General features: G+C 53.1%; 16 protein-coding genes. 3 read left to right on the forward strand and 13 right to left on the reverse strand.

Translation table 11 applies throughout. The annotated features are described in order from the left end of the window. Positions 1 to 66: 66 nt before the first annotated feature. Positions 67 to 288, reverse strand: a complete 222-nt coding sequence (locus tag ACFOUO_RS01970; protein ID WP_380701630.1) for a DUF2797 domain-containing protein — start codon at positions 286 to 288, stop codon at positions 67 to 69. A gap of 176 nt (positions 289 to 464) precedes the next feature. On the opposite strand from ACFOUO_RS01970, the gene ACFOUO_RS01975 reads away from it, so the two are divergent. Then, positions 465 to 689 carry a hypothetical protein gene (locus ACFOUO_RS01975; RefSeq protein WP_380701632.1) on the forward strand — a complete coding sequence of 75 codons (225 nt, stop codon included), beginning with the start codon at positions 465 to 467 and terminating at the stop codon, positions 687 to 689. 70 nt (positions 690 to 759) lie between these two features. On the opposite strand, the gene ACFOUO_RS01980 is transcribed toward ACFOUO_RS01975, so the two are convergent. The 5 genes from ACFOUO_RS01980 to ACFOUO_RS02000 all read right to left on the reverse strand — a co-directional run bounded on the left by ACFOUO_RS01980 (position 760) and on the right by ACFOUO_RS02000 (position 8,638). Beyond that, on the reverse strand, positions 760 to 1,338 hold the full coding sequence (locus ACFOUO_RS01980) for a glycerol-3-phosphate acyltransferase (protein WP_380701634.1): 579 nt from the start codon (positions 1,336 to 1,338) through the stop codon (positions 760 to 762). Between the two features lie 61 nt (positions 1,339 to 1,399). Then, a complete protein-coding gene (locus tag ACFOUO_RS01985; RefSeq protein ID WP_380701636.1) occupies positions 1,400 to 1,972 on the reverse strand; it encodes a nitroreductase family protein in 573 nt (190 codons plus the stop codon). Between the two features lie 69 nt (positions 1,973 to 2,041). Next, positions 2,042 to 3,088, reverse strand: a complete 1,047-nt coding sequence (locus tag ACFOUO_RS01990) for a YkvI family membrane protein (protein ID WP_380701638.1) — start codon at positions 3,086 to 3,088, stop codon at positions 2,042 to 2,044. Positions 3,089 to 3,295: 207 nt separating this feature from the next. Continuing rightward, entirely contained in the window at positions 3,296 to 5,800 is a 2,505-nt protein-coding gene (locus tag ACFOUO_RS01995) for a transglycosylase domain-containing protein (protein WP_380701640.1), read from the reverse strand. A 210-nt stretch (positions 5,801 to 6,010) separates the two neighbouring features. Continuing rightward, positions 6,011 to 8,638, reverse strand: coding sequence for a transglycosylase domain-containing protein (locus ACFOUO_RS02000; protein WP_380701642.1), 2,628 nt, complete (start codon positions 8,636 to 8,638; stop codon positions 6,011 to 6,013). 249 nt (positions 8,639 to 8,887) lie between these two features. On the opposite strand from ACFOUO_RS02000, the gene ACFOUO_RS02005 reads away from it, so the two are divergent. After that, a complete protein-coding gene (locus ACFOUO_RS02005) occupies positions 8,888 to 9,046 on the forward strand; it encodes a hypothetical protein (protein WP_380701644.1) in 159 nt (52 codons plus the stop codon). A 110-nt stretch (positions 9,047 to 9,156) separates the two neighbouring features. Here the strand turns inward: ACFOUO_RS02005 and ACFOUO_RS02010 are convergent, their stop codons facing one another. From ACFOUO_RS02010 to ACFOUO_RS02030, 5 genes are all read right to left on the reverse strand, one after another. Beyond that, a complete protein-coding gene (locus tag ACFOUO_RS02010; protein WP_380701646.1) occupies positions 9,157 to 9,927 on the reverse strand; it encodes an SDR family oxidoreductase in 771 nt (256 codons plus the stop codon). 113 nt (positions 9,928 to 10,040) lie between these two features. Next, positions 10,041 to 10,292, reverse strand: coding sequence for a hypothetical protein (locus ACFOUO_RS02015; RefSeq protein WP_380701648.1), 252 nt, complete (start codon positions 10,290 to 10,292; stop codon positions 10,041 to 10,043). Between the two features lie 132 nt (positions 10,293 to 10,424). Continuing rightward, positions 10,425 to 12,071, reverse strand: a complete 1,647-nt coding sequence (locus ACFOUO_RS02020) for an esterase/lipase family protein (protein ID WP_380701650.1) — start codon at positions 12,069 to 12,071, stop codon at positions 10,425 to 10,427. Between the two features lie 85 nt (positions 12,072 to 12,156). After that, the gene (locus tag ACFOUO_RS02025; RefSeq protein WP_380701652.1) at positions 12,157 to 13,077 is read right to left on the reverse strand and encodes an RluA family pseudouridine synthase; all 921 of its coding nucleotides are present in this window, start codon (positions 13,075 to 13,077) and stop codon (positions 12,157 to 12,159) included. 160 nt (positions 13,078 to 13,237) lie between these two features. Continuing rightward, entirely contained in the window at positions 13,238 to 14,920 is a 1,683-nt protein-coding gene (locus ACFOUO_RS02030) for a transglutaminase domain-containing protein (protein WP_380701654.1), read from the reverse strand. Positions 14,921 to 15,423: 503 nt separating this feature from the next. Here ACFOUO_RS02030 and ACFOUO_RS02035 point away from each other — a divergent pair. Continuing rightward, positions 15,424 to 16,812, forward strand: coding sequence for a helix-turn-helix domain-containing protein (locus ACFOUO_RS02035; protein WP_380701656.1), 1,389 nt, complete (start codon positions 15,424 to 15,426; stop codon positions 16,810 to 16,812). A gap of 79 nt (positions 16,813 to 16,891) precedes the next feature. On the opposite strand, the gene ligA is transcribed toward ACFOUO_RS02035, so the two are convergent. Together ligA and pcrA are read right to left on the reverse strand one after the other, a co-directional pair. Next, entirely contained in the window at positions 16,892 to 18,901 is a 2,010-nt protein-coding gene (ligA, locus tag ACFOUO_RS02040; protein WP_380701658.1) for an NAD-dependent DNA ligase LigA, read from the reverse strand. A 24-nt stretch (positions 18,902 to 18,925) separates the two neighbouring features. After that, on the reverse strand, positions 18,926 to 21,109 hold the full coding sequence (gene pcrA / locus ACFOUO_RS02045; protein ID WP_380701660.1) for a DNA helicase PcrA: 2,184 nt from the start codon (positions 21,107 to 21,109) through the stop codon (positions 18,926 to 18,928). Between the last annotated feature and the right edge of the window lie 9 nt (positions 21,110 to 21,118).

Below are 21,118 nucleotides of genomic sequence, written 5' to 3' on the forward strand. Positions count from 1 at the left end.
GGAGTACACAAAGGAACCAAACCAGGTCAAGGATCAATTTACCTTAGACGTGTTCCCGAAACTGGATTAATACATATAAAAAGCACAAGGGTAACAATAGCCCTGGTTATAGGTTTTCTTAATCTTCCTTCCACAATAGCAACAGGCGATCTCATTCTCAAACCGGATCCACACTTCTTCACCGAGGGCTTGGTTGAGAGCAATGTTCTCTTCCCCTACTCTAGCAAAATACTGAACCGGGTTTTCCCATTGATGTTTCATGGGTTGTAGGTGCCCTGTCCATTCCATAAATGTTTCCCCCTTGCTTCTTCTTCCCCTTTCCGATTGTATCAGAAGGGCTGACAGACGCGTGATGGTTTTCTGGAGGAAACGCACCGGATCACTCGTTTAGGCATTTGTACCTTTTCGTGAAACTAGGCACCTGCATACACTGCTGATGCCTAAATGAAACGGGAGGGATGATATTGGATTACAAAAAGATGTGGGAGCATCATTTAAAATTGGCGTCTACCTATCTCATGTTGGCAAAAAAATATGAGTATATTAGCCCACAAATTCACTTTCAAAATTACATTCAACATTTACAGCACGCCAATGAAATGGAACGCTATTTTATGCTGATGCAACAACGGACCCCTTATAAGAAGCATTCCTCTTACCCTATGGCTACCGAAGAATCAGCACAGTAAGAATAATCCCGAGGCGTTCACTAAGAGTGCCACATATTCGAAATAGGTGGCACTCTTAGACGTATTTCCGTTATTTCCACCGTTTCAATCCCCGCAAACGGAAAGGAGGTTCCGAGCCGCGCCGCCAGCGGGCGAGGGGTTCTCGGTAGCGGAAGAGTACCAATCCTCCTAGGGTGAAGGTGACCAGGATGAGATAGAACTTAGGGAATAAGACAAGAGAGAGCAAGAAGACGGCTATGGTGGCAGTAACCGCGGAAAGGGAGAGGTAACGGGTAATCAGAAGGACAGCCAGGTAGATCCCGAGACCGATCACGAAGAGATAGGGACTCAACACCAACAAAGCTCCGGCGGATACAGCCACTCCTTTGCCCCCTCGGAACCCTGTGAAAATGGGAAAGATTTGACCTACTACCACGGCTACTGCGGCGAAGGCCGCTCCCAGCCATCCTTGGAACAATAGCCCGAGGAGAGCGGCCATCCCCCCTTTTCCCATCTCAAGACCGAGGATCCAGAAGGATTCCGACAGGTGTCGTGGCTGGTATACACCCGTTGAAGGTGGCCAGGGGCGAAATCCCTTTCCCCGCCACAAAGCGACGAGGGGGAGAGCCCCAATCAGGTAAGCCGTCACAATGATCAAGAGGAGAGTCATGGGTGAATCGCTCCCTTGTTCGTTTTGCTCCCGTCACTCGAACCTTCGCCGGAAGGTTATTTCAGCGGTCCCACCATTCCACTTTTTCCTCGATCGGCACCCGAGGGCGTTCTCTGGGCAGGGTAGCAGGATAGCCGACATAGAGGAACCCGAGTAGGGTTTCCCTTTCATCCAGATGGAAGAACGCTTTCATCTTCGCATGGTAGGTAGCTTTGCCCGTTCGCCAGATCGCCCCCAGCCCAAGCGCATGGGCTGTGAGAAGCGCGTTTTGCACACCGGCAGCTACGGCACACACTTCCTCAATCTCCTCCACCATGGGATCTTCGGAGGGTTGAACCACCGCCGCGATAATCACGGGGGCACGCAAAGCTTTTCTTTTCGCCTGTTCCAACTTATCTGCAGTCGTTGTACGCCCCTCTTTGGCCATCGTATCCGCCTTAATCTCCTTCATCACGTCCCCCAGCCGGTTGCGGGCTTCCCCTGTCAGGACGATGTATTTCCAAGGCTGGGTCATATGGTGATTGGGAGCCCAACGGGCCGCCTCCAACACCTTGTCGATCAGGGTTTTGTCCGGAATCGACTCAGAGACCTTGCCGATACTGCGGCGTGTTCGGATTGCCTGATTCAATTTCATACCGATTGCCTCCTTTGAGTACCGCTCTCTTCCATTGTATCGAATCCTGCCTACACGTGGGATCTAGGTTCAATAACGAGGGTAACGGCGAACAGCCAATAACAGCAACACAATGATCCCGCAGTATCCGAATAGGGGATAGATTTTCCCGACGAAAATCGGAAAACCCAACAGGGAGCAGAGATAGCCTAGGATAAAAATCGCGGCCATCAGGGTGTTGATCCGAAAGGGAACGACTTGGATCAGGTTGGCCGCAAGACCGTAGACGTTACCGATTAGGGTTGTAAAGATCTCTCCCCACATCACGGCCAAAAAGAACCATTTCATCCCTTGACCCAGTGTTCCGATCACCAGGGCGATGGGAATCTCCATTCCGAAAATTTCCGGGGTCCTGAGTGCCAAGGCGAAGTTGCTGGCCAGTAGCATCACCCCAAGGCCGATACCACCGAGGAGACCGCCCATGCGAAGGGTTTTCTCGTCCTGAATTTCATTGCCCATCGGCACCAGTACCGCCTGGGACATCGCTAGGTTAAAGGCGACATAGGTGACGGCGGAGGTGATCCAATGGTCGTCTTCGGCGACGGAAACCATTCCGATGAATTCCTCCATCCCGCCGGTCTGAAACCCATTCACCCCCACCAGCACGGTAAACAGAAACATCAAGGGAACCACTAAAGCGTTGACGGAAAGAATTCCTTCCATCCCGCGCAAGATGACCACAAAAGCAATCAGGGAGGTGACAATCACTCCGAGGTGAAAGGAAAGCCCCAACTGTTCCCGAAAGAGTGCCCCCGTCCCGGACATCATCGCTGTTGTCACTCCAAAGAGGACCAACCCGACGAAAATATTCATCCACCGGCCCCACCGGTCACCGAAGAGATAATTGTTGAATTCCTCATAGGAGTTTGCTTTCAAGCGCGCCCCCATCACCATCATCCTGATACCCAGCCAGGAAAACAGAGCGGTCACCATCAGAATGGCCGAGACTCCCCCCATCCCGAATCGGGTAAAAAAATGCATGATTTCCTGGCCGGAAGCAAAGCCCGCTCCCACCACCGTGCCAATATAGGCGAACCCGACACGTGCGGCTGTAAACCATCGCTCATCCACAGCCAAAGCCAACCCTCCTCTGATACTCGTCCCGTAACAGAGTCTATGGGGGAGATGTCCCGGATAGAACCGGGCGGAGATAGGGAGGCATTCGGCTGGACAGGGTTACGGTCTGCCTTCAATAAAAAACGCCTCGCTCGGATCTCCGTGGGTGGGAGAAGGAGAGCGAAGCGATTTTGTTTTGAAAGGGGACGAATCGGAGGGGAAAGAAGGTCATCTCCCCCCCGGCTCTCCCGGTCGGGGTCGTCGTTGGGGCCATTGATCTTCGGGGATGGTGATATCGTCCCCTTGATTCCCCTGTTGTCCTTGACCCCCTTGCTCTCCCTGGCCGCCCTGTTGATCGCCTCCGGGAAGTCCCCCCCCTTGATCCCCTAGCTGATCACCAGGCTGCTGATCTCCCCGCTGATCACCGGGAGCTTCATCCCCTTCTTCATTCCCCGGCGGGGGCGGGGGCTCTTCGATTGGCGGGGAAACTTGGACGGTCAGTGTGTTGGAGGGATCCGCTTCCTTATTGCTTTCCGTATCAATGGCAATCACCCGATACGTATAAGTGGGTCTCACTCCGCCGAAGGGATCGCCGGGAGGCGGAATTTCAATGTTCGTATCCGACCAAGCGCCGTCTTCGGTCTGCCCGATGGCCGTCCAGTTGGACCCGTCTTCGGAACGTTCCACCCGATATTGGAGGCGGTCGGAGTAGTCGTTCCAGCTCAACCGGATGGATCGAGAGCCTGGGTCAAATGCTCCCTTCAAATCGACCGCTTTCAGCACGAAAGGCGGTTTCGGTTCCTCCACACCCGGATTGACAAACCGACTGACCGGCGTTCCCTCCAAGGTCTCAGCCATCACCTTTCGGAAGATTCGGGCCGGGTATTTCCCCCCGGAAAGCTCCACCTGGCCGTTTTCCGTGTTATAGACCGTCGCCGCCATAACATACTCCCGGGTATAACCGACAAACCAGGCTCGCTTGCTCCCCTGAGTGGTCCCGGTCTTGCCGGCAACATCCCTTCCATCGGGGAGTTGAGCATTTTGGCCTGTTCCCTGTTGCACGTTATAACGCATCATTCTCGTGAGATACCAAGCTGTCTTGGGGGTTAACACTTCTTGGTTCTTCTCGATTTCCGTTCGGGGTTCCCACTCCTTATCCTGGGTCGTGATTTTTTCGATCGCATGAGCGTCGGTCATACGACCGTTGTTGTCGAAGGCACTGTAGGCTTGAGCCATTTGTACGGTATCCACCCCTTTGGTGAGGCCTCCAAGCCCCAGGGCCGCAGGAGAGGATTTGTCGTGGGCCTCTAAGTTCAGACCCATCCGTTCCGCATACTGGGCAGCCGTGTCCAAGCCCACTTTTTCCGTTAACAGCCAGGCGGTAGCCACGTTGAGGGACTTAGCCAGCACTTCCTTGAGAGGAACCTCTCCGTAATACCGCCCTTGAAAGTTTTTCGGTTTCCAATTCCCCACCTGGAAACCAGGGGGGTCCTTCACTGGGGTATATTCGTTATATTCCTTCTCTTGCACTGCTGGCGCATAAACCGTAATCGGTTTAATGGCCGATCCCGGCTGCCCCGGATCGGTGGATCGCAGGATATAGCCGCGACCGAGGTATTCCCGACCACCGGCAATGGCGGCGACCCCGCCAGTTTTGGGATCGAGGATGGTCGCCCCTCCATCCAGCTCCTTTCGGTTATGGAAGAGGGAGTCGTTCTTGAATGCTTTCTCCATCGCCCGTTGGGCCTTGGCATCCAGGGTGGTCCGAATCTGATAGCCTCCCGTGGCCAACTCCTCCTCGGGGATTCCGAAACGCTCTTCCGCCTCATTCATGACGTAATGCTTGTATGCTTGATAATGGTCGCTTTTCACGTATTTTTTCAAGTATTTACGGTTGACACCCAGGTCCGCCTTCTGATATTTCTCCTTTTCGGCCTCGCTGATAATTCCTTGTTCGGCCATAACCATCAGAACGACATTGCGCCGCTCTTTAGCTTTGTCCGGGTTTCGATAAGGGTCGTAGCGGGATGGGGCTTTCGGCATACCCGCCAGTAAGGCTGCCTCTTTCGGTTCCAGTTTGTCTTTGGTTAAATCCTTACCAAAGTAGATCTTGGCTGCCATCTGGATCCCCTGAACTTCATTTCCGAAATAAATGTAATTCAAATAAGCTTCTAGGATCTCATTTTTGGAATAATCCCTCTCCAGATTCCAGGCGACGGCGATTTCCTTCAGCTTTCGCGTATAGGTCTTTTTCGTGTTTTCCAGCACCACATTCCGTGCCACTTGCATGGTGATCGTACTGGCACCCTGGGCCTTTCGTCCCTGGATGACATTACGGACCAGCGCACGAGCAATCGCCTTGAAATCAACACCGTGGTGACTGTAAAAACGGCGGTCTTCCACCGCTACGAAGGCCTCTTCAATCAGTTTGCGGGAGACTACATCCTTCATCTTCACGTACTCCCGCTGATTGGAACCCAGCCGGGTAACCGGCTTCCCCTTTTTGTCGTAGATGGTAGAGGCGAACTGAATCTCCTCCATCTTATCTAAAGGCAGGGACTTGGCGGACAGCATGACAACTGAACTGCCTCCCGCCACTAATAGCAAGGTAGTCAAAATCACAAGCAACATCCATTTTTTATTGAAGAACCTTCTCTTCTTTATACCAACACGGTCGGATCGTTTTTCGCCTTCCTGTCCGGGGGAACGATTCCCTTTTCGGTTTTCATCCATATCTTTACCCCCCCAGATACTTCGATCTGTGTACAAATACTTGATTACCCGCCCAATCTATCTATCTTTATCAATATATGTCAATCCGTTGGATTAAGTATAACCTACTGGAATTCTGGTGAAAAGGTCCACAATCTGGAGAGATTGTCCCATAAAAAAAAGACCGGCAATCTGCCGGCCTCCATAAACAAACGCATATCTCGTATATCCTTATCCTCCATCTCCACCAAAGAGGCCACCACCGTCATCCTCGCCCCCCTGTTGGCCGTTGCCTCGTTCGTTACCCGGTGGTTCCTGGGTTCCCTCTTCACCGCCGTCAGGAAGCGGGTTCTGATCCTCTGGTTGCTGATCTTCGGGCTGTTGATCCTGGGGCTGTTGATCCTGGGGCTGTTGATCCTCGGGTTGTTGATCCTCAGGCTGTTGATCCTCGGGCTTCTCCTTCTTCGGTTTGTCGTCCCCCTGTGGATCAATCCGAACCTCCAAGGAGCCGGAAGGATCGGCTTCTGCAGGACTTCCGTCTTCAGGCTGGGTATCGACGGCCACGATGCGGTAGTAGTATTGCTTCGGCTCAGCGCTACCGCCGAAGAATTCTTCAAAACCACCCTTTTTCTTGGGAATTTCAATCTGATTGTCGCTGAAAGCACCGTCCGGAGTTTCCCCGATCGGGCTCCAGTTTGATCCGTCCTCCGACCGTTCCACCCGGTACTTGACACGATTGCTCTCATCGTAGTCGTTCCACTGTAGGTTGACCTTCTTCCCATCAAACCCGCCGGAGAGACCGTCCACGGCCCTCAGTTGGAAGGGCGGGCTCGGCTCCTTGACACCGGGGTTTTTGAAATCTACCACCGGTTTCCCTTCCATAGCGACCTCCATCACTTCTTTGAAGATCTTCGCCGGATAACCGCCCCCGGTCAGTTCTACTTCGCTTCCTTTTTCGTTAAAGACATTAACCGCGCCAACCAGCTGCGGAGTATAACCGACAAACCAGGCTTCCTTCGATTTCTGAGTCGTCCCGGTCTTCCCGGCCAAGGGACGCCCATCGTCCAGTTGGGCGTTGACACCCGTCCCCTTTTCTACGGCATTTTTGAGCATCCGGTTCATGTAGTAAGCAGTCTTTTTATCATAAACCTGCCGTTTTTTCGGCTGCTTTTCAGGTGGGACTACATTGCCATAGGGATCGACGATCTTTTTGATCGTATGGCCCTCCGTCAGCATCCCTTGGCTGTTAGCAAAGGTGCTGTATGCCTGGGCCATCTGTATGGTGTTAACCCCTTTGGTCAGACCGCCGAGACCGAGAGCCGCATAACTTTTCCGATCCTTGGGTGTCAATTCCAGACCAGCCTTCTGGGCGTAATCATAGGCCCGATCCAGTTTTACCACATCTTTTAACAACCGGATGGTAGAAAGGTTCAAGGACTTGGCCACCATTTCCTTCATTTCAATCTCTCCGTAAACTTTGCGGGTCATATTTTGCGGTTCCCACTGACCGATTTGGATCGGTTCATCTTGGACAATAGAGTATTCATTGTATCCCTTATCTTTAACCGCTGGGCCGAAAACGGTGATCGGCTTAATTACGGAGCCGGGCTGCATCGGTTGCTTGGCTCGATTCATGTATCCCGTCAGATACTTTCTCCCGCCGCCGATGGCTACGATCTCCCCGTTCTTTGGGTTCATCAGGGTGAGACCGGCATCCAGGCCTTTCTCCACCTGTCCCGCTGAATTCTGATAGAATTTATCGTTTTTGATCGCCGCTTCGGCTGCTTTTTGCGCCTTTTGGTCCAGGCCAGTATAGATTTTATAACCACTGCTGACTAGTTCTTTCTCATCCCGACCCAGTTGGGGATACCGTTCATTGATCTCCTTCATGACGATTTCTTTATACGCGCTGTAGTCGCCTTTTTTGATATGTTTTTTCACATAATCCGGATTTACACCCAGGGGCTTCTTTTGAGCCCGCTCCTTCTCCTCCTCGCTGATCAGCGGTGGAAGGGTGCTGTCTTCAGCCATTTTCATCAGGACCACGTTGCGTCGCTGCTTCGCTTTTTCCGGTTTACTGAATGGGTCATAGCCGTAGGGCGCCTTGGGCAGACCCGCCAGGAGAGCGATCTCCTCCGGCTTCAGCTTTTCTTTGGTAATATCCTTATCAAAGTAGATCTTCGCCGCCATTTTGACGCCCCGAACGTTGTTCCCTAGATCGATATAGTTGATATAGGTTTCCAATATCTTTTGTTTGCTATAATTTCGCTCCAGATCCATCGCAACGGCGATTTCCTTCAACTTCCGGGTATAGGTTTTCTCCCGATCGCCTAACACAGCATTCCGAGCCACCTGCATCGTTATGGTACTGGCGCCTTCCGCCTTCCCCATGGCGATGACGTTCTTGACCATCGCACGGGCGAGCCCTTGGAAATCCACCCCGTTATGCTCATAGAAGCGCTCGTCTTCCACTTTGGCGAAGGCTTTCGCCAGTTCCGGTGACTTGATATCGGAGATCTTGACGAACTCCCGGTTCGTCCCCCCCAGCTTTACAGCCTCATGCCCTTTGTTGTCCATGAGGGAGGAGGATTCCTCCATCCTTTTTTTAATCTGGTCCATGTCTTCCGCCTTAGCCGTCATAAAGATGGCGGAACACCCACCGACTACCAATAAAAGAGTGGTCATAAGGACGAGAAGAATCCACTTTTTGTTGAAGAAGCGGAATCGCTTGCCGCCGCCTCCGCCGCCAGAAGCACCCCCCCGGCCTCCTTTGCGCGGGCCCAGAGAACGTTTCGCCGACCGTCCCTGCACCCTGGATCGGGGTGGGATCGCTCCCGATTCCATCCGGTAACTGTCCATTTTAAAACCCCCTGCAATCCCATGATTTATCGTTTGTGTCACGTCAGCATGCCCGGTCGGACACCCGCCGGGAAGCATCCGTTCTTTTGTTTTTTAGTGATGAATCGGCTTATTCAGGCAATATAGCACATAGAGGATATTCACTCTATGGTAAACATTTGCAATCGATGGTTTTGGAAGAAAGCCGCAGGCCTAGATTCCCATCTCCTTTGTCACTGGATTATGGTATAGTGGGAGCGAGGTGATCGCATGAACGCAAAAGCCGCTGTCTTCGCTTGCCGCTTCACCGGTGCAGTCGGGATCCTCGCATCCTTTTTGATGTGGAAAATCCATGGTCCCGTGGGATTCACCCTGGGGTTGATCTTTTCATTGTTTTGGTTTGCTTTGGCCTGGTATTATCAACGATAAATCCAAAAGACGAAACCTGTCGAAAGAAGACCCCTTCATTATAACGCAACTTCGATCATATTTGTTGCAAATCTGACCATAATGAAACCAGCTCCCGAGGAGCTGGTTTTTTAATTCTCCACTTGAAACTGTCGGTTATCGAATCCCCCCGTCACCGGGATGACCGCTCCGGTGATAAAATCGGAATCTTCCTGAACCAGGAATTCAATCACCCGGGCGAGATCCCCGCCGGTGCCGGGACGTCCGACAAGGTTCTTCGATTCATGTTTTCCGCGAGCGGCGGCAATCGGCGCTTCTTTATAGGGATGGCGGATATCCCCAGGGGAAACCATATTCACAGTGATCCCGTAGGGAGCCGTTTCTTGCGCCATCGTTCTCGTCAATGAGACGACGCCCGCTTTAGCAGCAGCATAAGCGGAAAAGCCGGGCCAGGCCGGGGCGATTTCCACCTCGGGAAAGCCGAAGGTAATGATTCGCCCCCACCCCTGCTCCTGCATCAGGGGAACGGCCTCCCGAGTGCAATAGAAAACCCCAGAAAGATTGCCGCCCACCATCTCCCGCCATTGGTTATCCTCCATCTCCACTGTGGGGATCCGCTTAAACAAAAAAGGGCCCGCCGCGCAGACCAGGACGTCTAGCCGTCCCCAGCGGCGGCGGATTTCGCCGGAAATCTTCCGGACGGCTTCCGGGCTCGACACATCCCCTTGGACCGCCAGCACTTCCCGTCCCATTCCTCGGATCTCCTGTGCCAACTGTTCCGCCGGTTTCCGGCTGGTACGGTAATTGACCACGATATGACAACCGATTTCCGCCAATCTTTTGGCAACTTGCGCCCCCAGACCGGAGGCTCCTCCGGTTACCCACGCTACCCGACCTTCCATTCCGCTTCCTCCCCGCTTGGTTCATCCCATTCATTGTATCGAAGATGAAAAATGGACGCAAAAAACGAAATTGTTGCCAGGTAAAAAGGGAAGGACTCGGTAAGGTTAAACTGCTAGCCGTCCTCTCTCGGCTCCAAAATCTGTTTGGCCATCAACAAGAGAAAAATCGCCCCAAATAAGATGCCTCCCACCGTCCACCAGGGACTCGGTTCCAAAATGGAGGCGGCCAAGATAATTACCGCCACCCCTCCACAGGCTGTCGCCCGGTAAAAACGCCTTTTTGTCCACCAGGCCATAGCGGCTGAAAACAGCGTGATTACGATCATCACTTTCCATTCCCACAGGGAAAAGACAGACCAGTCCATAGTAGAATCCCTCCATTCTTCTCCAGTATGACCCAAGGCGGCAGGAACCCATACGGTGGGGGAGATGACTGGTTTCCATGGGCAAAAAAATCCGTCCCACTAAGGGACGGAACCATGGATTCGATAGAGCACTCAGTTCTTTTTATCGGGTGCTGGGACATAGAAGGAACGGATCTCTGTTCGCTGGAAACGTTCTCCCCGGTCATTCTTCCCTTCGATATCCAGCGTAAGGTTGTAAACACCGGGGGTCTTTAGGGGGGGAAGCTTTCCGGTGAAAGAGCCTCGTCCGTCTTTTGGAGCCAATTGCATTTGGCCCTGGAAGCCCTTAGCCTTCATGGCAGAGACCCTCTTTGAACCAGGTGGCGAAAGCCGCATTCGAACATGGAATTTCTTCGGATCCAGATCGGTCCCCTTCATATCCAGACGGACGGGTACTTCCTGGCCGAGCGCTGTCGGGGCTTTCACCTTGGTTTGCACCTTCGTCGCACCGGTGAAAGAAACGGCCAATAAGTAAGCGCTGTTATTCTTGCTCTTGAGACGCACTTTCCAGGTACCGGCTTCCGGTCGGTCGATCCGATAGGCCTGAACTGCGGCCCCTTTGAAGATTTCCGTGTCTTGCCCTTTGATAAAATGGGGGCTCTGTTCCGTATATACCTTTCCGGAAGGAGAGCGAAGGGAGATCCCCACTCCAGCGTCACCGGCCATCACGTGGAAAAGGATCTCTTCCTGCCCGGACTCCACCGGCACCTCCTCCACTATTTCGGCCCCAGAACCAATAGGTCCGCCTCTCACCAGCTGTTCACCCCCCGGTGAGCCATTCTCCCCGGAAACAGCAGCTGTCTCCGCCATTGTTTTTTCATCGGTGGAGGCAGCTTTTGCCGTTGTTCCCAGCACGGATTCAATACGGGGAAAAGAGGTACTCCCCTTGCGGAGAGCATCATGGTCGACATCGGCTGTAAAGAGATGCCGTCCATAAGGCAGATACGTACTCCACACATTGACCAGCCCGTCATTGCTCCCGCGGGGGGAAAGATAGGCTCCTCCCAACCACAAAGAAGAGGGAAACGGCCCCCAGTTCGTTCCTGCCGCCGTAAAATAACTATTTTTGCTCACATTGGCGTTGGAATCGGTTACCGAGCGAAAATACTCCATATAACCGGTCTGTAAACATTCCGTCCCGGCATCCCGCCTCCCAAGCAATTCCGCCAGCCAGCCGGCCCACCAGCTATATGCTAAGTCTGCGAGGTGGGAGCCCCGATGGGGGGATCCCAGTGTGATCACCCTTCCCACATACGGCCAAGCACTCGAGTGAACCAGCGCGGCCTGGGAATCAACTCCTCCCTTACTGTGGGCTACGATATTGACACGCTCTCCAAAATGTTGATGGATTTGCTTCAGCATGCTGGCGAGAAGCCGACCATTGGTCCACATATCATCGGCCTGAGACTCTGCATTGAGTTCGACGAAGGCGGTTCGATAGCCTCGGCTATAAACGATCTCATACATGTCATTGGGGCCATGGTACTTGGTATCTCCTCTCCAGCTATCCGAAGTGCCATGTAACCCATGTACAAAAACGATCGGCGGCTTGGAAGGGTCCATATTGGGAGGAGTTTCCCCCAAAGACCACGTACCCGGTTTCCCCGGTTGGGTACGAAACTCCCCCATCCGCTTGGGAGAGGGTGGCGATAAAGATTCCTTTCCCTGAACTGCTCCTGCTGGCCACAGCAACACAGCCGATAACAACACCGCCATCCAACCCGTCCATCCCCGTCTCAAAAACCCCCACCTCTTTTCACTGAGAATGTTGGTAGGGTATTCGCTCTCTAGAATCGATATCCTTTTTTGTTTATTATAAATTTTGTTAATCTTCCAATCGCCCCTCCAAATCATGGAGAAGACCCGCCATATCCGGGGGGAGGGGGGATTCAAAATGGTATTCCCGGCCATCCCGGGGGTGGACGAGGGTAAGGGAGGTGGCATGCAGGGCTTGCCTGTCCAAATCAACCACTCCACCTTTGCCGCCGTACAGATCGTCACCGATGATCGGATGGCCTTCATGGGAGAGATGAACACGGATTTGATGGGTTCGCCCCGTCTCCAAAGAAAGGCGGAGAAGAGAGGCCTCAGGAAAGGTACGTAAGACATGAAAATGCGTAACCGCATGCACTCCTTCCGCTGTCACCCTGCGACGGGCGGGAAATTCCTTGGACCGTCCGATGGGACCGTCCATCATTCCGCTCCTTTGCTCCATCCGTCCTTGTACCAACGCAAGGTATTCCCGCTTGTAACGACGCCGGTCCATCTCTTTCGAGAGAAATCCATGGGCGTGGGCATGTTTGGCAAAGACAATCAGGCCGGACGTATTTTTATCCAGCCGGGTTACAGGGCGGACGAGATGGAACTCCCCTCGCTCCCGCCAGAAATGGGCGAGGGCGTTGGCCAGGGTCCCGTCCTTATATCCCCGGGTCGGGTGAACGACGATCCCCGGCGGTTTGTCGAGAATGATCAGATCGTCGTCTTCATGAACCACGTCGATGGGTATTGGCTGGGGTTCGATCCCTTCGCCTTCATCGGTTGGAACCGGAACCTGCACTTCATCCCCGGCACGTACCCGGGAGGTGAGATAAACCGGCTCACCGTTCACCATCACCCCCTCCCCCTGTCGGATGCGGCGAAACATGCGTCGGGAAAAACGAAACCGGTTTTTCAACACTTGACGCACCATTTTTCCGTCTTCCTCCTCCCGCACCCGATGAACAAACCCCGACTGCCCACTCTCCATACAGCCTTTCCCCTTTCTTGCCCGATCACTGTCCGCTTAGTATACCATCCTTAAACGGTAATAAGGAAAACCGCCTCATCACGACCCCCGCCGGGTGAAGGTGTAAACAAAAAAGCCGCCTACTCCCATTCTTGCAGGTGAAGGCGGTTTTTCGCCGGGATTAATACATCACTCCGGTACGGGTATGGGTTTTAGCGAACTCGCCGGGTTTCGGATCAAAATACTTGGTGGTATAGCGGCGAACGAACCGGTCGTTTCCGTCGATGTAGCCGGAACCCCAAGTCGGGTCCATCGTCAGCCACCTACCGTCCACCTTCACCTCCACCCAGGCGTGGCGGTTACCATCAGCCACCCCCTGGACGAAACGGGTCTCGATATCGATGGAACGAAGGAGAGCGATGGCTAAGAAGGAATAATCCTGACAAACCCCTTCTTTCTCCTTCAGTGTCTTCCGTGCACTGTCATCATACTCAAATTCGTCATTTTTAAACTTCTGTACGTCGTAACGAATATTCTTAGCCACGTATTCATAGACGGCCAGCGCCTTTGCCTGATCTCCTTTTTTACCCTGGGTCAATTCTTCCGCGAGTGCACGAATCGTCTCGTCCTTGGATTGAATTCCCCGTGAAGGAAGCAGATTTCGAAGATCACGGTCCGACGTATTGGTTACGGTGAACCGAGCGACCCCAAAAAAGCGGAAATAATCCCGTTGCTCATCGGTAATCTCTGGAACGTTAACCGTCACTTCGTACTCCCCTTTGCCAAAGCGGAGCCAAAAGGTATCGTCAAACCGATAATTTTTCACCGGAACAAAATAAGTGGCTTCCATGCCGTCTTTTTTCGTCTGAACGATAAGATGTTTTGTCTGGTCAGCATAGGGAGCATCGGGGTTGATCCGCCCCTTGATCCGGTATTTCATATTCGCCGAATCCCCGCCGGCGAGAGGAGACGCCAACTTTACTCCCCGTTCATCATAGTGCTTAAAATACTCGATCGGGTTTCTTTTTCTGTCAGCCGTATTCTCCACCAGGAGGCTACCCGCTTCGTTATAGTAGTCCTTCCGCTTCTTATCAGGAGTGAGCAGGGTCAGTTGATGGACTCCTTTTCCGTAAAAGAGGGGGATTTTCCCCACAAACTTCCCCTGCTCCAGAGGGAAAAGGTGCTCCCATTGCTTGCCGTCTTTCTCCAGACGAACCATCACCCGTCCGTTCTCAATCTTACCGAGAGAGCCCTCCAGGTTAAAAACTCCCTTTGCCTGGGTCAACCCTGAAGTCGGTCGATCGATTTTCAGCCCAGCCGCTTGACCAGCTCGGGTCAGTGCGACATCCCGCTTTTTTTCGGGATTCACATTGATCACTTCAAAGCGGGCCAAGTCATAGAAACGATCCTCCTCATCTTTACCGGGAAGACGAACCGTTACCTGGTATTTCCCCTTGCCGTCGAAGAGTTGCACCCGTTGACTAAAACGACCGTCACGCAGCGGAGCATAATAGGAGAATTCCATCTCCTTACCTCCGTCGCTCTCCTTCTCTACTTCGATCCAAGCGACATCCGAACGAAATCCCCTGTATTTCTTAGCAGATCCCTTAATCTCCAACTGGGAATTCACCGCGAATTCTTGGTAACGCGGAGAGGAAAGCCTCCCGCCCACTTCGTCGGCGTAAGGTTCCAGCTTTAACTCTCTCAAATCCAGTTCTTCGTTTTTCTTCTCGGCCAGGGCATCATATTTGCCCAGCTTTTGCTTTGCTTCGGTCTCGAAATCAGCTAACAGACCGCACCCTGCCAACACAACGAGCGACAGAGCTGTCATCAACGCCCCCCACATACCGATTCTTCTGTTCATGGTCTCCTCCGATCCTCAAGATCCACCCTCATTATATCAGGGGAGGGTCTATGATTTTCAATAAAAAAAGGGGACAACCCCCGTGAATACGTCCAACGGCGGGTGTCCCACTATACAGAAAGACCAAGACCAAAGAACAGCGTTCAAGAGAAGACTCCATCCCGCATTGCACCCAAAATCACCATCCCACTGGGAGCATTCCCCAGCAGGAAGGGAAATTCCTTGAGTACATTCTTATCATACAACAGATCGAGGCTTTTGTGTTTTTAAAAGTTCGACAAAATTCGACAAAAAATCAGCCGATGTTAAGCCTTTTTCAGGCTGTCTTTGCTTAAAGTTTTAAAACATCCTCCGTAACCGGTACCATTTTCCTCGGTCTCTTGACAGAGGAAATGCAGCCGGTAACATAGTAATGATATAGAAGTCCCGTAAGGCTGGTGGAACTCATCATCTTTTTACCACTGCAATGCAGCCCCCGGGACCATCTTACAGGAAAGGGGGACGTGCTCATCGGTCTGGGAACCAACATCCGGCGTCGGCGTAGAGAACTGAGATTAACTCAGTCGGAACTAGCCGAAGGGATTCTATCCGTCCCTTACCTCAGCCTCATCGAAAATGAAAAGGCGAACCCCCGGCCCGACATCCTTCAACCCCTTGCCAGGCGGCTGCGATCCACTGTTCAGAATCTCCTTGGCGTTACGGACCAGGAAACGGTCCGACAAGCAGAGGAGCTTATCAACCAAGTCCACACCTCTCTGATTAGCCGAGGCCCCGAACAGGCACTGGAAGAATTGGAATTGCTGAAAAAGTTAGCAGAAAGCGTCAATGATACCAAAATCCTGATCCAGGTCGACCTTCTGGAAATCAACTGTTATACCCACCGTCTAGATGATAGGAAGTACTGGGTAAAGGTGAAGGAATTTGAAGCACGCTGGGATCAGTTGGAGGAAGATCCCAACCTATTTGTCTGGTACCTGCGCATCAAAGGTAATCATCATTTTTTTCAAGACCAGTACGACCAGGCCCTGCACTACTACAAAGAGGCCGAAAAGCTTCTGCCCAGTGTGACCAATCCCTTGGAGAAAGCTTATATCTACGGTAATCTAGGTAAAGCCCACCTTCAGATGTCCAACCCGTCTCTGTGTATTCTCTACGCAGAAAAGGCGATTGAAATCATGCTCCACCAGGATCGTTGGCAGGAAATGTGCCATATGCTCAACGTGCTGGGTGCATGCTACAGCCAAAAGGGGGATTTCCAAGACGCGATTGACTGCTTTGAGCGTGTGCTCCGCATGGGCGAACAATTCTCCATGTCCCAAGTGCTTATTTCCCACACGTATCACGAGATGGGTTCTTGCTACATGCGGCTTGGAGACTACGAACTGGCCACCTGTTACCTGCACCGTTCCCTAGAAGTGGTGGAATCCGTGGAACTCCACGAGTGGGAAATCGGGTGCGTCCATAAGGTTCTCTGTCAAATCTATATCCGGACCGGTGATTTGGATCAGGCCCAACGTCACGCGACCGAGGCGATCCGTTGTCTCAAAAATCGGGATAAGTTTCTGGCGGAATGCCTGATCTACTTAGGCCAAATCCACTATGCACGCAAGGAAGAAAAGGCTTTCGTCGAACGGTATAAGGAAGCGATCCGTACCTTCCGCCGTTTGCAAACACCGGAACATGTTGCCCGTGCCTCCCACACCCTAGGTCAATATTTTTATGAAAAAGATAACATCAAAGAGGGAATGCGCTATCTTCTGATGGCCGCTGAATACTACAACGCCGTCCTCCCGCCCGTTGATTTCGACATCGAACTCCCTTTTCCCTCCGGGAAGGATACATCCATGGAATCCCCCTATACAGAAGGAGCAAGACTAAAACAGCACCACTAGACCACAAAGGCCGACTCCCGAGGGAGTCGGCCTTCGCCATAGGATATCCTTATAAATCGTGTTTTCCCGCATACGACGGTCATTCCCCCAGCATCGAGAGGAATTCTTCTTCCCCCACTACTTTGACGCCCATTTCCTGGGCTTTTTTTAATTTGGAACCGGCTTTTTCTCCGGCTACCAGGAAGTCGGTGTTACTGCTGACGCTGTTGGTCACTCTACCACCCAGTTCTTCGACTCGGGTACCGGCATCCTTCCTCGACATCGATTCCAAGGTACCGGTAAGAACCACCGTTTTCCCTGTAAAGGGACTGTCTTCTGCCTTCGACGAGGCGACCGGTCCCCGGTACGTCATGTTGACTCCTGATGCTTCAAGGCGTTGGATCGTCGCCTTCACTTCGGGGTTTTCGAAATAGGCAACGATGCTCTCAGCCATTTTAGGGCCGATTTCATCCACAGCCTCCAAGGCCTCCCGCTCCGCCCCCATGATAGCGTGGATATCGCCGAAATGACGGGCGAGCACTTGAGCCCCCTTTGAACCGACAAAGCGGATGCCGAGACCGAAGAGGAGCCGTTCCACGGAATTTTTCTTACTAGCCTCGATGGCCGCCACTAGGTTTTCCACCGATTTCTTCCCCATTCGCTCCAGTGGCAGAAGATCTTCTTCCCTTAGGTCATACAGATCGGCAGGTCCCCGAACCAACTCCTCCTTAAAAAGCTGGGAGACCACTTTTTCTCCGAGTCCTTCAATGTTCATCGCACCTCGAGAGACGAAGTGGATGATGCCTTCCCGGGTTTGGGCCGGGCACTGGGGGTTGATACAGCGCAGGGCCACTTCTCCTTCGAGGCGGACCAGTTCGCTGCCGCACTCCGGGCATTCCGACGGCATCTCATAGGTCCGTTCCTTCCCGGTACGTTGGTCTTCCAGCACACCCACCACTTCAGGAATAATGTCCCCCGCCTTGCGGACGATCACATGGTCTCCCAGTCTGATTCCTTTTTCTCGGATAAAATCCTCATTATGGAGGGAAGCTCGTCGGACCGTTGTCCCAGCTAGAGAGACCGGGTCGAGAACCGCCGTCGGTGTAACAGCACCGGTACGGCCTACGTTGATGACGATATCCCGGAGCACGGTGACCCCCTCTTCAGCAGGAAATTTATAAGCAATCGCCCACCGGGGGCTCTTGGCCGTGCTCCCCAATTCCTCACGGAGAGCCAGATCATCCACTTTGATCACGATCCCATCAATCTCATAGCCAAGATCCAAGCGGTGTTCCCGCCAGTAGTCGACGTAGTCCATCACATCGTCGATTCCCTTAACCGTCACCCGATCCGGATTTACCTTGAGGCCAAGGCGGGTCAGCATTTCGAGGGAAGCTGTATGAGTCGTGGGGACCTCTTTTCCCTTGATTTCTCCAACCCCGTACAAAAAAGCGTCCAGTGCTCGTTCCGCCGCCAGTTTGGGATCCAACTGCCGTAGGGAACCCGCAGCGGCGTTTCTCGGGTTAGCAAAAGGGACTTCTCCTCGTTCTTCCTTCACCCGGTTAATCCGCTCGAATTCCTTCTTCGGGAGAAAGGCTTCCCCTCGCACTTCCAGAGTGACCGGCTCTTTCAGGCGCAACGGCAGGGAGCGGATGGTCTTTAGATTGGAGGTGATATTCTCCCCGACTCGTCCATCCCCCCGTGTTGCCCCCCGCACCATAAACCCTTCCTCATAGCGGATGGAAACGGCCAGGCCGTCGATTTTCAGTTCACAAACATAATCGATGGACTCCCGTTCGGTTGTTTTGCGAATCCGTTGGTCAAACTCTTTCAACTGCTCGAAAGAGAAAGCGTTGCCCAAGGAGAGCATCGGGATCGCGTGTTCTACTTTTTCAAAGAAGGGAAGGGGTTCGCCGCCCACCCGCTGGGAGGGAGAATCCGGCGTCACCAGGTCGGGATGTTCCTCCTCCAGGGCGATCAACCGCTGCATGAGTTGATCATACTCCGTATCACTGATGGCGGGATCATCCATGACATAATAGCGGTAGTTATGCTCCTCCAATTGCCGCCTCAGTTTCTCGATCGTATCTTGTGCTCGTTGACGGTCCACTTCCATTCCTCCTGCCTTGGGCGGTCATCCGCGGGTGATCGGTGCAAATGTGGCGAGCAGCCGCTTCACTCCGACGGGAGCGGGGAAAGCGATCGTCAGCTCGGTGTCCTCCCCGTCACCCTGTACCTTGACCACCGTGCCAGTTCCCCATTTTTTATGGCTCACTTTGTCCCCCATACTCCAGTCCAAGTCCTCGTTAGGAGAGGGACGAACCGACCCCTGACGGAGCACCGGCTTCTTCAAGACCGCCGAAGGCTTTCCGACGGGCTCGATTAGCTCCTCAGGAATCTCTTTTAAGAAGGGGGAAGCGGGATTGGCGTTCTGTTGGCCAAACAGCATCCTCATACGGGCGCGGGAAAGGTAGAGTTTCTCCTCAGCCCGGGTGATGCCCACATAAGCAAGCCGCCGCTCCTCCTCCAGTTCTTCAGGATCGTCCAGGGTACGATTGTGGGGGAAGATCCCCTCTTCCATCCCCACAAGAAACACCTGAGGAAATTCCAGTCCTTTGGCGGAATGGAGGGTCATCATGGTAACGCCCTCCTGCTCCTCCTCCCCTTCGTCTAGAGAATCGACATCGGAAACGAGGGCCAGGTCGGTTAAGAAGGCAACGAGGGTTTTATCTTCGTTTTTCTCCTCGAACTCCCGCGTGACAGAGAGAAATTCCTCGATGTTCTCCAGTCGGCTAGCCGCCTCCACTGTCTCTTCCTTGCGTAGTTCCTCCCGATAACCGGAGCGAGCGAGCACTTCTTCGGTGATCTCCCCGGCAGTAAGGTATTCCATCATCGCCGACAGTTCCCGGATTAGGGAGGCGAACTGGGTGAGAGGTTGGATAAACCGGTTCGTCAACCCGATATTTTCTACCTCGAGAAGAGCTCGGAACATCGACAAACCCTGCCCAGTTGCATAAGCGGCAATTTTGTCCAGAGTCGCTTGACCGACGCCCCGTTTCGGCACGTTGATCACGCGAGCGAGGGAGAGATCATCATCGGGATTGACGACTAGGCGCAAGTAAGCAAGAAGATCCTTGATCTCTTTTCGCTCGTAAAACTTCATCCCTCCTACCATCCGGTAGGGGATATTCGACTTTAGAAAGACTTCTTCCACCACCCGGGATTGGGCATTGGTCCGGTAAAGAACCGCAAAATCTCGGTAGTTTTTCCCGGCTTGCCGCTCTTTGACGATGGTGTCGGCGACAAAGTAGGCCTCGTCGTGCTCGTTTTCCGCTTCGAAAAGTCGCACCGGCTGTCCTTCGTTGTTTTGTGTCCACAGGTTTTTCGCCTTCCGTTCCAGGTTATTGGCGATCACCCCATTGGCCGCATTCAAGATCGTTTTGGTAGAACGATAATTCTGTTCCAGTTTTACCACTGTGGCATCCGCATAATCCCGCTCGAAGTTCAGGATATTGGCGATGTCCGCCCCCCGAAATCGGTAGATCGATTGATCGGAATCACCGACCACGCACAGGTTCCGGTGTTTATCCGCCAACATCTTGACGAGAACGTACTGAACGTGGTTCGTATCCTGGTATTCATCCACGTGGATATACTGGAACTTCCGTTGATGATAGTCCAGCACCTCCGGCACTTGTTGAAAGAGGCGCACCGTTTCCAGCAGGAGATCGTCGAAGTCGAGGGACTGATTAGCCCTAAGCTTGTCCTGATAAGCTATGTAGACGCCAGCCGCCATCTCGTCGTTGAAGTTTTGAGCGTGGGCCTCCATATCCTTTGGCCCCCACAGCCGATTTTTGGCGTGGGAGATCTTGTTCAGGAAGCTGCGGGGAGGAAATTTCTTCGGATCGATGTTCTTTTCCTTCAACACCTGCTTCACCACTGTCAGCTGATCGGAGGTATCCAGGATGGTGAAGTTCCGGTTGAACCCGATCCGGTCGATATCTCTTCGGAGAAGGCGCACGCACATGGAGTGAAAGGTAGAGATCCAGATCTCCTCTGCCTCCGGTCCTACTATGGCATGGATCCGTTCCTTCATCTCCCGCGCCGCCTTGTTGGTGAAAGTGATCGCCAGGATGTTCCAGGGGTGAACCCGCTTTTCCGCCATTAGGTAGGCGACTCGGTTGGTTAGCACTCTTGTCTTGCCGCTGCCGGCACCAGCGACGATCAAAAGCGGCCCTTCCGTCGTTTCCACCGCCCGCCGCTGGTCGGGGTTGAGCCCCTCAAGCATCGTCTCCTTCGTCCAGGTCTGTGCCATCATCCACGCACC

It is taken from the genome of Salinithrix halophila (assembly GCF_042650125.1).
In the GTDB taxonomy this organism is placed as follows: Bacteria; Bacillota; Bacilli; order Thermoactinomycetales; family DSM-45169; genus Salinithrix; species Salinithrix halophila.